At 41.0% G+C, this 13,722-nt stretch carries 12 protein-coding genes; 11 read left to right on the forward strand and 1 reads right to left on the reverse strand.

Annotation, left to right across the window (positions count from 1 at the left end):
• The first annotated feature begins 8 nt into the window (after positions 1-8).
• From DWX96_RS00805 to DWX96_RS00840, 7 genes are all read left to right on the forward strand, one after another.
• Entirely contained in the window at positions 9-998 is a 990-nt protein-coding gene (locus tag DWX96_RS00805) for a BppU family phage baseplate upper protein (RefSeq protein WP_117841383.1), read from the forward strand.
• Between the two features lies 1 nt (position 999).
• Complete coding sequence (locus DWX96_RS00810) at positions 1,000-2,037, forward strand: tail fiber domain-containing protein (protein WP_118056612.1); 1,038 nt, start codon at positions 1,000-1,002, stop codon at positions 2,035-2,037.
• Entirely contained in the window at positions 2,030-2,491 is a 462-nt protein-coding gene (locus DWX96_RS00815) for a phage holin family protein (protein WP_118056611.1), read from the forward strand. The genes DWX96_RS00810 and DWX96_RS00815 overlap by 8 nt, the downstream gene beginning before the upstream one ends.
• Before the next feature lie 2 nt (positions 2,492-2,493).
• Entirely contained in the window at positions 2,494-2,937 is a 444-nt protein-coding gene (locus DWX96_RS14460) for a crAss001_48 related protein (RefSeq protein WP_242988677.1), read from the forward strand.
• 18 nt (positions 2,938-2,955) lie between these two features.
• Positions 2,956-3,729, forward strand: a complete 774-nt coding sequence (locus DWX96_RS00830) for an N-acetylmuramoyl-L-alanine amidase (RefSeq protein ID WP_117841380.1) — start codon at positions 2,956-2,958, stop codon at positions 3,727-3,729.
• Positions 3,730-4,159: 430 nt separating this feature from the next.
• Positions 4,160-4,855, forward strand: coding sequence for a signal peptidase I (gene lepB, locus DWX96_RS00835; RefSeq protein WP_118056610.1), 696 nt, complete (start codon positions 4,160-4,162; stop codon positions 4,853-4,855).
• A gap of 35 nt (positions 4,856-4,890) precedes the next feature.
• A complete protein-coding gene (locus DWX96_RS00840) occupies positions 4,891-6,057 on the forward strand; it encodes a cation diffusion facilitator family transporter (RefSeq protein ID WP_118056609.1) in 1,167 nt (388 codons plus the stop codon).
• 73 nt (positions 6,058-6,130) lie between these two features.
• Here the strand turns inward: DWX96_RS00840 and DWX96_RS00845 are convergent, their stop codons facing one another.
• Positions 6,131-8,395, reverse strand: coding sequence for an LTA synthase family protein (locus tag DWX96_RS00845; protein ID WP_199535167.1), 2,265 nt, complete (start codon positions 8,393-8,395; stop codon positions 6,131-6,133).
• A gap of 262 nt (positions 8,396-8,657) precedes the next feature.
• On the opposite strand from DWX96_RS00845, the gene DWX96_RS00850 reads away from it, so the two are divergent.
• The 4 genes from DWX96_RS00850 (at position 8,658) to DWX96_RS00865 (ending at position 13,721) form a co-directional block, all read left to right on the forward strand.
• Complete coding sequence (locus DWX96_RS00850; protein WP_117698644.1) at positions 8,658-9,383, forward strand: ABC transporter ATP-binding protein; 726 nt, start codon at positions 8,658-8,660, stop codon at positions 9,381-9,383.
• 14 nt (positions 9,384-9,397) lie between these two features.
• The gene (locus DWX96_RS00855) at positions 9,398-10,315 is read left to right on the forward strand and encodes a SufB/SufD family protein (protein ID WP_117698645.1); all 918 of its coding nucleotides are present in this window, start codon (positions 9,398-9,400) and stop codon (positions 10,313-10,315) included.
• A gap of 229 nt (positions 10,316-10,544) precedes the next feature.
• On the forward strand, positions 10,545-11,396 hold the full coding sequence (locus DWX96_RS00860) for an EamA family transporter (RefSeq protein ID WP_118056608.1): 852 nt from the start codon (positions 10,545-10,547) through the stop codon (positions 11,394-11,396).
• A gap of 21 nt (positions 11,397-11,417) precedes the next feature.
• A complete protein-coding gene (locus tag DWX96_RS00865; RefSeq protein WP_118056607.1) occupies positions 11,418-13,721 on the forward strand; it encodes a glycoside hydrolase family 31 protein in 2,304 nt (767 codons plus the stop codon).
• The last annotated feature ends 1 nt before the right edge of the window (position 13,722 follow it).

Below are 13,722 nucleotides of genomic sequence, written 5' to 3' on the forward strand. Positions count from 1 at the left end.
GGTTATCTATGAGGAATAATATCGTAAATAATATGCGACTTGACCTGGATCATGAACGGACACGCCCCCGGATTTCTGTAAGACAGGGAGATACAAAGACAAGAAGCCTGCATTTTACACTTATGCAGAGCGGAAAGATATACGACTTGTCAGATGTATTAGTGGCGGCAGTAAGCATCGTGAAGCCAGATGGTAAAGTTTGCTACAACGATTGTGTAATAGATGGCTCTGAGATACAGTACGAAGTCACGACACAGACCATTAATGTGTTGGGCGAATGTATTGGACAGATAGAGCTGTCTATGCAGGATGGGGCAGTTATTACTTCGCCGGAGTTTGTAATCTATGTATATAACAAGATTCTGGACCCGAATATCATTGAATCTCAAAATGAATACAAATCATTGGTGCAGCAGGTTGCTCAGGCAGAAGACTATTGCAACCAGGCAGAACAGTACAAGACACTTTCGGAGAACGCAGAGAGGAATATATCTGCTATGGAAAGCGGATTTACCGAGAAAGCAACAGCTCTTGAGGAGTATCAGAATGAGATATCAGGTATGCAGGAAACACTGAGGCAGCAGGCAGATGATGCAATAACTTTAATAAACCAGTCAGTAACAGAAGCTAGTGGATATGCAGATGAAACGAAGAACAGTGCCGCAGGAGCGGCAAGCAGTGCCGCAGGAGCGGCCGGAAGTGCAACGGAAGCGGCAAACAGTGCGAAAGGAGCGGCAAGCAGTGCAACAGGAGCAGCGAACAGTGCGACAGATGCTAGTGGATATGCAGATGAAGCGAAGAACAGTGCCGCAGGAGCGGCCGGAAGTGCAACGGAAGCAGCAAACAGTGCGAAAGGAGCAGTGAGTAGTGCAACGGAAGCAAAAAATTACGCTACCGGAGATAAAAACTCAGCAAAGGTTTATTATGAAAAAACACTAGAATTATTTAATAGTCTTCAGAATGTAATAGATTCGATAGGCTATCCGAAAGGAGTATAAAATGGCGTATGAAAAAATAAATTGGAAGAATTATCCAGATAAAACCACACTGATATCAGCGGAAAATTTAAATCATATGGATGAGGGAATCTATGATTTAGACCAAAATAAAATATCGAACGATAAAATAACACAGAGAGAAAATATAACGCAGGAAGGATATGTACTTGATGGAAGGGAAAAAAATCCAAATGAAGAGGGTACACTTGCCAAACAGCTTGTAGACTTTAAGAAAAAAGCAATTACAACAGATAACATTAAGCAGCAGACGGTTAGCAGTGCGGCAGTTGCAGATAAGGCAAAAAGTACGACATGGAATGGAATAACTGGCAAACCTACAACATATCCACCTAGTTCGCATTCACACGATTATCTTCCAAACAATCCACCTTGTATAGAGATATTTGGGCAGGCAGGTGTACCATTTATTGATTTCCACTATGGTGGAAGTTCAGCAGATTATACAAGTCGTTTAATTGATGCAAGTTCAACTTTTAACTATTTAACAAACAGTGGAATCCATCAGTTTTGCAATGGAAATGGTAGCCAAGTGGCAAGGTTACAATCAAATGGAACATTCGGGGCATTAAGTGGTGGAACAGCAATAGTAGGAAGTGCAATTTATTGTCAGTCAGATTGGTCTGGAAGTTCTTATACACCTGTTTATGGTGCATCATTTACAAATCCTTCCTCTAAATTAGTAAAGGAAAACGTTGTAGATATGCCTGAAGAAGAAGCTAAGAAAGTGCTTCTATTAAATCCGATTGAATTTGACTATATTAAGGAATTTGGTGGTGAGAAGAATCAGAGAGGATTAATTGCAGAAGATGCACTTGATATTATCCCATCCTGTGTTACTGTTCCTGATGGATATTCAGAAGAAGATTTTGATGCAAGTAAAGGCATTCAAAATAAGGTACTTGCAATTGATTATTCAAAACTTGTCCCGTATCTTATCAAGATGGTGCAGATACAACAGGAAGAAATTGAAAAATTGAAAGAAGCAATGAACAAAGAAGGAGGAAAAGAAAATGAATAACAACACAATCAAAGCAATCATAACAGCAGTAACGGGGTTCTTATCATCCCTGCTCGGTATCTTGTATGTACCGGTATTGTTATTGGTGGCATGCAACATTATTGACTATGCAACAGGTATCTTTGCATCCAAGTACCGCAATCAGCCGGTAGATTCATACAGAGGATTTCGTGGAATTGCAAAGAAGATTTCCATGTGGCTTCTGGTGGTTGTAGGTGCAATCATTGACCAGTTACTTAAGTATGCGGCAACAACGGTAGGAATCACAATGCAGGTTACATTTCTTATAGCATGTGTAGTGGCTATATGGATTATATGTAATGAAATCATCAGTATCTTAGAGAACATCAAGGATATAGGAGCACCGGTTCCACCGTTTTTATTACCACTGTTGAAAAATCTGAAATCACAGGTGGAAGAGGTTTCAAAGACAGAAGAGAAGGAGGAAGAATAGAGATGAAAAAGTATGTGGGAACAAAAATCATTGAAGCAAAGGAAATGAATCTGGGTGATTATAACAATTACCGTGGGTGGAAAATACCGGAAAATGAGAATCCAAAGAAAGAAGGGTATCTGGTAAGATATCCAGACGGATATGAAAGCTGGTCCCCTAAAGAAATCTTTGAAGATGCATACCGGAAATATGACGAAAGCAAACTGCCGGCAACATCTGTTTTAATGCAGAGCAATGACTATAAGGAGAGATTTAAAGCAGAATACAAACAGCTTGATATCAGATACAAAGGATTAGAGGCAATGCTTAAAAAGTGGGATGCCGGAGAACTGAATTTTACCCCTACTTGTCCAAGAAATATATATAATATACAGATTAGAGCAATGGAAGAGTATCTGACAGTTCTTGAAACGAGAGCCATTATGGAAAAAATTGACTTAGACTAAAGAAAGAAGGGATATAAAATGAAAATTGGATTAAATGCAGGACATACACTTTCTGGAGCAGGAAGTGGAACAATTGGAGTTATTTCAGAGAGCACAGAAACAAGAAGAGTCTGTAACAGATTGACAGAGCTTCTTACAACAGCGGGGGTGCAGGTGGTACCATGCACAGTAGATTCCGCACCAACACAGGCAGCATATTTACAGAAAGTAGTAGCAATGGCAAATGCAACTGATTTGGATTATTTTATTAGTATTCATCTTAACAATGATGCTGCAAGAGCAGGACATGGAGTAGAGGCTTATACATACAAGGGCAGACAGTATCCTGATGCTGTAGAGGTATGTGAACATATTGCAGCACTTGGATTTACTAACCGTGGAGTAAAAGCCGGAAGCGGATTATATGTTATCCGCAAAACAAAGGCAAAGGCAATGCTTATTGAGGTGTGCTTTGTGAATAATCCGGATGCAGCACTGTATGAACAGAAGTTTGAAGAGGTATGCAGAGCAATCGCATACGCTTTATCTGATTATGTAGCGGCTGAATCGAAGCCAGTTGCACCGGTACAACTGCCCGAGAAGAAAAAGTATGTGAAAGTACTGGTAGATAATTTGGCAGTCAGAAAAGAACCAAGTTGGGATGATAGTGCTGTTGTTGAACGTGAGGCAAAAAATGAAGTCTTTACAATTGCAGAAGGACCTATTAAAGTAGGTGGCGGAAGTATGTATAAACTTATTTCAGGAGTATATATTACAGCAGCGAGTAAGTATGTATCGGTGTATGAAAAATAGTGTATTATAGGGCGAGAAAAGCCAAATAGTCTGACAATAGCTGTATACTGGTGGGTTACAAAATAGCGTGCATGTAAGTAAATAAGATATACCTTAAGCGAGGGCTATGCTCGCTCAGGGTGTTTGCTAGGCATTGAACACTTAGAGAACGCGAGCCATAGGCGAAGCGTGAACTTAGTGTGAAAGCCCATCCCGAGACTTGATGAAAACGAGTCGCAGACGAAGTTTGAATCCTAGCCGAGTGGATGTTATTGAATACTTAGAGAACGCAGATGTCATTGAACACATAGAAAACATCCCCGAAACGTTATGTTTCGGGGACTTTTTAATTTACACGAGAAACTCGCAAAGCATTTCCAGTGGAATTTCTTCCCTGCTTGGAGTATAATAGAACGAACAACGGGAAGGAAAGAGACCGGAGGCAATTTAGATGCAGAAAAAAGAAAGAAATGAAGAATTAGAATATATAGATGACTTTGAGAATATCGAAGAACCGGAAGAGCCAGAGGACAACCGGGAAGAATTAGAAGAACCAGAAGAAGAATATTCAGAAGGCGGCAGACGCAGGAAGAAAGGAAGAAAATCCGATATAAAGAATGCAGCTTCTGTGGCAGGGGAATTTCTAAGCTGGGTAATTACGATTGTAGCAGCGGTGCTGATTGCTATGTTTTTAAATCGTTTTGTGTTAATTAATGCAGAGATTCCATCCGGTTCCATGGAAAATACAATCATGACCGGAGATAAGCTGATTGGATTCCGATGGTCATATCTGTTTTCCGGACCGGAGCGGGGAGACATCATTATCTTTAAGTTTCCGGATGATGAGAGCCAGAACTATGTAAAACGTGTCATTGGCTGTCCGGGAGATACGGTAAAGATAGAAGATGGCAAAGTATATGTCAACGGAGAACTCTTAGAGGAGGATTATCTCAAAGAGACATGGACGGTAGCTACAGGACCATATACCTTTGAAGTGCCGGAGGACAGCTATTTTGTAATGGGAGATAACCGGAATAACTCCTATGATGGAAGATACTGGACCAATACCTATGTGAAGAAAGATAAAATACTTGGAAAAGCGATTTTCCGATATTGGCCACTGAAGAATTTTAAAATATTGAATTAGTGCGGAACAAATAAGGAAGCAAAAGGAGAAGATTTATGATAACATTATTAGCCCGGATATTTATCCGGGAAGATGACAAGCCGGAGAAGGTACGGCTTGCCTACGGTATTTTATGCGGTATTGTAGGTATTTTGCTAAATGTATTATTATTTACAGGAAAATTTATTGCGGGAACCATCAGTAAATCCATTGCAATTACAGCGGACGCATTTAATAACCTGTCGGATGCCGGCTCATCCATTGTAACATTGCTGGGCTTTAAACTGGGAGCAGCAAAGCCGGATCCGGAGCATCCATTTGGACATGGAAGAATGGAATACGTTTCCGGGCTTGTGGTTGCTGCAGTTATTTTAATTATGGCAGTGGAACTGATACAGGATTCCATCAGAAAGATTCTTCATCCGGAAGCAACGGAATGCTCTGCATTAATTATCGTGATTCTGCTGATATCGATTGCTGTAAAGCTGTATATGACCTTCTACAACAGGAGAGTCGCAAAGAAGATTAATTCAGCGGCTATGCGGGCAACTGCCATGGACAGCTTAAGCGACAGCATTACCACATCTGTGGTTTTAATCACCACATTGATTGCAGAATTTACGTCAGTCAATATTGACGGCTACTGTGGTGTGGCGGTAGGACTGTTTATCTTATATGGTGGAATTAATGCAGCGAAGGAGACTTTAAATCCACTGCTGGGACAGCCGCCGGAGGAAGAATTCGTAAAAGAGATAGAACATCTGGTGCTGGAAGAAAAAATGATTATCGGTATTCATGATTTAGTCGTACATGATTATGGACCGGGACGTCTGATGGTATCACTACATGCGGAAGTGCCGGCAGAAATGAATATCCTTGTAATACATGATATGATAGACAATGTAGAAATGAAATTGAAAAGGGAACTGAATTGTGAGGCTGTCATACATATGGATCCGGTGATTACCGGAAGCAAGGAACTGACCGGGATAAAAGAAACGGTTACAGGTATTTTGAAGGATATTGATGAGGTCATTACCATGCATGATTTCCGTATGGTTCAGGGACCGACCCATACCAATCTTATCTTTGATGTAGTGATTCCATTTGGTTATCGTTCCAGTGATGAAGCAGTGTTGAAAGAACTGGAGCATCAGGTGAAAGAAAAGCTGGGCGAACAGTATCATATCGTGGTCAACGTAGACAAAAATTATGTGAAATAAAAGAAATAACAAAGCCCCGATGGGAGAAATCTGATAGAAGAATTCATCCCATCGGGGCTTTCTGTGTATTATTTTAATTCTGTGTCAGTGGAGTATTGACTGTATGCTCTACAGACTGGTCAGTTGCTGTACCGGCACCACTTAAAGACTGTTCAGAGGACTGCTCAGTGGATTTCTCAGTGGACTGGGTAGAACCTTCTGTATCAGTAGAAGGCTGCTCTGTTTCGGTAGCAGGCTCTTCCGTATGCTCTACATCCGGATCCTCATAGAGGAACTCGTTGGAGCTTCGGAAGATGGTGCTGCTGGAACCTACAATGTTAGCAACAATCGTATCGCCGTCTTCAATGTCGTCAAGATTAATCTTTAACATGGTGCTTCCTAAGAAGGAAGTGGATACCTTCTCTCCGTTGACATAAATTTTCGTCCAAGGAGTAAATCCGGAGCCGTAAATACATAACTTATTGTCATCGGATTTCCATACACTGTTAATCGTTACATCATCAATACCCATAACCAGATCACTTGCTGGATATTTATCTGTTCCGTTGTAAGCATAACGTTTTCCGTAAAGAAGGTCATATTGTAAATTCTCTAAGTTCTCGTCGTAAGAAGCAGAACCCTTCTGGCTCTGGATGTAAGAGAACATGGTTCCTTTGTGGATGTCAAGCTGGTTGGTGATGTTTGCCAATAATTCATAAGCAGCACAGTCAGCATCCTGTTTTGGTAAATTAAAGTTGTTCCAGGTAACATATTTGGTTTTGAAAATGTCACCGGATACCATATCATCATCGGTCAGTCCCATGGTAGGAAGGTGGTCGCCGAAGAATACCACGATGGTCTTTTCATCCCGCTTGGAAAGCTCTTCGGTTAAGTTGCCGATGAATTTATCTACTTCGTGAATCATGTTAATGTAATATTCCCACCGATTGTTAGAAGCCTCATCTGCAGCACCGCTTACTGCAATTTCCGGATTTTCAAGAATCTTTTCAGTAGGATAATCACCATGTCCCTGTACGGTAATGGTATATACCAGATCTGACTGGTCAGGGGTAGAATCCATAGCCTTTAAGGTTTCACTGATTAAGATGTTATCGGTTGGCCAGGAACCAAGTGGTGTGTACTCCTGAATGTTCATACACTCTTTACTGGTGAAGCTGTCAAATCCCATCAGGGAGAAGGCATTGGCACGGCTGTAGAAGTTACCACCGTTGTTATGTACAACATGTGTACCATAGCCGAGACTTCCAAGGTCGGAAGCAATACTTTCGCAACTGTCGATTTCTTTTAAAGTAGTCTTATATGGGTATTCGCCGGTACCAAAATACTGCATGCTCATACCGGTTAATACTTCAAATTCAGTATTGGCTGTTCCGGCACCTACAACAGGAACTTTTAAGTAACCGGAAGAATAGTTGTTTAATAAGTTGTGAAAATTTGGAACCGGATCTTCTGAAGTATGTAAGAACTTAACATCAGAGGGATCTACAAAGGATTCCAGTAAAACAACAATAATATTTGGCGCATCTTCGGTAGCTTCGGTAGTTTCTTCCGGAACGGAAGCCCCTATTTTGGCAATACGCTCTTCGGAATAACTGTCCGGTTTACTCATACCACGGTCAACAACGCTGGATGAGAAGCCGTAGACAAAACCATAATTTTCATAGCCCTGTGCAATATTGGCAAAATAGGAAGCAACAATATTATTGGACTGGGCTGCCTTGGTAGTTACCGGTAACATCAGGAAGATAACAGCAACCATAAGCGGACTTACAATCCAGTTGATTTTGCCCTGATATTTTGGTCCTTTGATAAAAAGCCAGATACAGAAAAGCAGGAAAAGACCGACTACGATAATAACGGCGAGTGCTTCACCAAAGGTAAAGTATTTGGTGTTCTGCATGGCAAATAAGTCAGACAGACATTTCAAATCTGTAAAACCAAATGGAGTTACACGTTTGGAAAGAATAACACCATTGATGGTTCCAAGGAAAAGCCAGAAGCCGCTGATTAAGAGACGGGCAAGTGTTCTTCTTCGAATCAGATAGACCAGGGATAAACTTGCAAAAATAATAAATGAGTTATAAAGGTAAGCAATGGTGTGTCCTGCAATAAAGGAAAATGCAGAAAGCACATTTCGTCTGGAAATACATTCAATCACCAGAACGAGGAAACAGGACAGTAACAGATGGAATACCAAAGAGTATTTGTTCATAATCACAACTGCACGGTCAAGGTGTGGATGTGGTTTCTTCTCCCGGTTCTTAAAAGTATTTATTTTGTTTTTTAGTTTAAAAAATAAGTTCTTACACTTACTTGAAAAAGAATGTTTTTCTCTCATAATAATGGTTCTCCTCCCAGTAGATTACACACTTTTTACATATAATTTACTTTTGACTGAATAAGGATATATCTATTTAAGAAAAAAAACAACGGTAAATCTCGATAAAAATTTATTAATATTTCATTAAAAAGAATCCAAAATGTATAATAGAAGGGAAAGAAGTTGGCAAAAAAGCCATTTTGTGCTATCCTTTTTTTATAAAAACCAGGTTCGCAGAGAGGCAGATAGGTGAATCTGACAGTAAGGTGAGGAAAGAGAAATGCTGGAATTAAAAGACATTAGTTTTCAGGTAAATGATGAAACAGCAGACAAGGAAATATTAAAAAATATCAATCTGAAGATAGAAGACCGGTTTGTGGCAATTACCGGACCAAACGGTGGAGGTAAATCCACGCTGGCGAAGCTGATTGCCGGAATAGTAACACCAACTTCCGGACAGATTTTATTGGATGGAGAGGATATTACAGGATTATCCATTACCGAACGGGCAAGAAAGGGAATCAGCTTTGCGTTTCAGCAGCCGGTAAGATTTAAGGGATTGACCGTAAAGGATTTGATTACACTGGCATCGGGAAAAGATATTTCCATCAGTCAGGCATGTTCCTATCTTTCAGAAGTAGGACTTTGCGCAAAGGATTATATTGGCAGGGAGGTAAATGACAGCCTTTCCGGTGGGGAGTTAAAGCGTATCGAGATTGCAATGATAATTGCAAGAGGAACCAAATTATCCATATTTGATGAGCCGGAGGCAGGAATTGACCTTTGGAGTTTTAACAATCTGATTCAGGTATTTGAGAATATGTATCAGAAAATCAATGGCTCGATTCTGATTATTTCACATCAGGAGAGAATCTTAAACATTGCAGACCGGATTATTGTAATTGCAGATGGAGAAGTAAGCACAGCCGGAAGCCGGGAAGAAGTACTTCCAAAGCTGTTAGGCAGCAGTGAAGCCTGCTCTACTTTGATGGAAAAATTAGTCTAGGAAAAGGTGAGAAAATGGACAGTATAGAAAAGAATCTTTTAGCAGAGATATCAGATTTGCACAGCGTGCCGGAAGGCGCATATAATATCCGCAACAACGGAAAACTGGAGGCAAGAAATACAACTGCAAATATTGATATTGTAACTAAGAAGGACAAGCCGGGAATTGATATCTATGTAAAACCGGGAACAAAGAATGAGAGTATGCATATTCCGGTTATCTTAAGTGAAAGCGGCTTAAAGGACCTGGTGTATAATGATTTTTATATCGGGGAAGGTGCAGATGTGACAATCATTGCGGGATGCGGTATCCACAACTGCGGAGACCAGACATCACAGCATGATGGAATACACACCTTTTATATAGGAAAGAATGCAAAAGTAAAATATGTAGAAAAGCATTATGGTGAAGGGGATGGAAATGGAGCCAGAGTCTTAAATCCAACTACCGTGATCCACATGGAAGAAGGCGGATTCATGGATATGGACAGTGTTCAGATTAAAGGAGTAGACTCCACAATCCGTACAACCGAAGCAGACCTTAAAGAAGATGCGTCCCTTGTGATTCATGAACGTATTATGACTCATGGACAGCAGAAAGCAGAGACAGATTTTACGGTAGATTTAAATGGGGCACATTCCAGTGCAAATGTGGTATCACGTTCGGTAGCAAAGGGAGATTCTCACCAGAAGTTTGTTTCTTATATTCGTGGTAATAATGCATGCAGCGGACATACAGAATGTGATGCCATCATCATGGACAATGGAAAGGTGGAGGCAATTCCGTCTCTTGCAGCGAATGATATCGATGCAGCATTGATTCATGAGGCAGCAATTGGAAAAATAGCAGGAGAACAGCTGATTAAGCTGATGACACTGGGACTGTCTGAAAAAGAGGCAGAGGAGCAGATTGTAAATGGATTTCTGAAATAGGATATGTATGGGGAATGAAGGGTGCAGGAAAGAACAAACAAGAGAAGAGAAATACCGAAAGAGGCGGAAGAATGGAATAAGATAATATTTGAAATATTATGACGGGTATGGATATTAAGTGAAGTGGCATCTGTATTTGAACGATGCAAAAGTGGGTGGTAAAAATAAAGTCTGCTGCAGTGCAGATTAAGACAGAATTTTCCCGGGATAATAGAAAAGAGGAATAGATATGTGGCTTGCATATGCATGTGGCTCTGCTTTTTTTGCAGGTATTACGGCAATATTGGCAAAAGTTGGAATTAAGAAAATAGACTCGAATCTTGCAACAGCAATCCGGACGATTGTAGTATTGATGTTTGCATGGATTATGGTACGGCTTACCGGATCTTATACTCCAATCGGAAGTATAGGAACGCGGACGTTAATTTATCTTACATTATCCGGAATAGCGACCGGGGCATCCTGGCTTTGCTATTTTCGGGCATTGCAGCTAGGAGATGTAAATAAAGTAACACCGATTGATAAATCCAGTACAATCCTGACGATGATTCTGGCAGTCATTTTCTTAAATGAAAGACTGAACGAGAAGAAAATCATTGCCATGGTATTGATTGGCGTTGGAACGATGCTCATGATTACCAGAAAGAAAAGCAGTGGCACAAAGAGCCGGGCATGGCTTATCTATGCACTGCTGTCGGCGGTATTTGCCAGCCTGACATCCATCCTTGCCAAGGTGGGAATAGATGGTGTGAATTCCAATCTCGGGACGGCATATCGTACTGGAGTGGTACTTGTTATGGCATGGGTGGTAGTATTTGTGACAAAGAAACAGAAACAGGTCCGGAGTATGACCTTCCGGGATGGAATGTTTCTGATTTTATCCGGAATAGCGACCGGAGCATCCTGGCTTTGTTATTACCGGGCATTGCAGCTGGGCGAAGCCAGTGTAGTGGTGCCGATTGATAAACTAAGTATTGTAGTTACAATTGTATTTTCATCTGTGTTTTTAAATGAAAGACTACAGCCAAAGGCATTCTTTGGATTACTTATGATAGTGGGTGGCACATTGCTGCTGATATAAGCAAAAGCGGAGGAAAAAAGTATGCTGGGAAAAAGAAAATCTTATTATGTGGAGAATGGAATCATTCATTTTGCATTTGAATATGGCAAGGGAAGTTTAGAGGTTCTGACAGATAACATTGTAAATGTGTTTGTTCCGTTCGAATGTGAGGAACATCGTTCAAAAGCCATCGAGGGAGAAAAGTCAAAGCATATACATTTTGATGTGCAGGAAGGAATTGACTATCTTGAGGTTCGGACTGCAAAATTAATCATACGCGTATATGATAATTTTATGGTGGATTTTTATGATGTGAATGGACAGCTTCTCTGTGCGGACTATCGTGGTGGAAGGAAATTTGCAACACAGATTAGTGAGAAATTTATCGAATTCTTAAAAGCAGAGGGACATGAGGTGCCACAGGCGACAGATAAGAATTATCATGTGCAGGCTGTAAAACGCATGGAAGGAGACGAAGCCTTCTATGGCTTTGGTGATAAAGCAGGGGTATTAAATAAGAAGAATTATGATTATGAGATGTGGAATACGGATAATCCGGCGGCGCATACGGAAGCCTTTAAAGCATTGTATAAATCAATCCCGTTCTTTATAACACTGCGTGAAAGCTGCGTATACGGAATCTTTTTTGATAATACCTGTAAGACTTATTTTGATCTGGCAAAAGAAAATGCGGAATACTATTTCTTTGGCTCAGACCGTGGCAATCTGGATTATTATTTTATTGCCGGGGATAATATGCCGGAGGTAGTAGCTGATTATACTTATCTGACCGGAAGAACACCGCTTCCGCAGCTTTATACATTAGGCTATCATCAGTCGCGCTGGGGATATGAGACTTCCGCAGAGATCCGCGCAATTGCGGATAAATACCGTGCATTAAAGATTCCGATTGATACGATTCATCTGGATATTGACTATATGGATGGCTACCGGGTCTTTACCTGGAATGAAAAGGACTTTGGCAGACCTGGTGAAGTAATTGAGGATTTAAAGAAAAAAGGATTTAAAATTGTTACCATCATTGACCCGGGTGTCAAATTAGACCCAGGTTATGATATGTATGATGAAGGCATGAAACAGGGATATTTTGCCAAGACACCGGAAGGAGATACCTATGTAAATGCAGTATGGCCTGGAGATGCGGTATACCCTGACTTTGGAAATCCGAAGGTAAGACAGTGGTGGGGAGAGAAGCAGAAATATCTTGTGGACTTAGGCGTCCGCGGTGTATGGAATGATATGAATGAGCCGGCAAGCTTTCGTGGAGAACTGCCGGAAGATGTCGTATTTACAGACGAAGACAGACCATGTGACCATGGCCAGATGCACAATGTCTATGGACATCTGATGGCAAAGGCTACCTATGAAGGCTTGAAGAAACAGGACGGCAGAAGACCATTTGTAATCACCCGTGCCTGTTACAGTGGTTCCCAAAAGTATACCACAGCATGGACAGGAGATAATCAGAGCCTGTGGGAGCACCTGCGGATGGCAATTCCGCAGATGTGCAATCTGGGATTATCCGGTATGGTATTTATCGGAACAGATGTAGGTGGATTCGGTGCAGATGTGACGCCGGAGCTGTTGTCAAGATGGGTACAGGTCGGCTGTTTTTCACCGTTGTTCCGGAATCATTCTTCCAAGGGCTCTACCAGACAGGAGCCGTGGCTTTTCGGAGAAGAGACATTAAATATTAACCGGAAATATATTGAACTTCGCTATAAATTACTGCCATACCTTTATGATTTATTCCATGAGACGGAGCAGAATGGTATGCCGGTAATCCGTCCACTGGTATTGCATTATGAGAAAGATAAAGAAACCTGGAATCTCAATGGAGAATTCCTGTTTGGAGAGCATATGCTGGTAGCCCCTGTAGTAGAGCAGGGAATGACGAAGAAGCTTTTGTATCTGCCGGAGGGAATCTGGTATGACTATGATACAAGGGAAAAATATACCGGAAAGCAGTATATTGTAAAAGATGCACCTCTTGATGTATGTCCGGTTTTTGTAAAAGCAGGAAGCATTATCCCATGTTTTGAACCGATGCAGTATGTGGGAGAGATTGAACTGGATACCCTGATTCTTGATGTATATCCGGGAGAAGACCGTTATGTGCATTATCAGGATGACGGAGAAGATTTTACATATCAGGATGGTGTATATAATGAATATGAGATGACCATCACAAAGGATGAGACATTCACGGTCCGGATGCTGCATAAAGGTTATGAAAAAGTATATAAGAAATTTGTGATATGTTACAAAGGACGTAAAAATGAGTTCGCATTCAATGGAGAGAAACTGACAGTCTGGCTTTCTTAAA

Source organism: Roseburia sp. AF22-2LB (assembly GCF_003461125.1).
Taxonomy (GTDB): Bacteria; Bacillota; Clostridia; order Lachnospirales; family Lachnospiraceae; genus Roseburia_C; species Roseburia_C amylophila.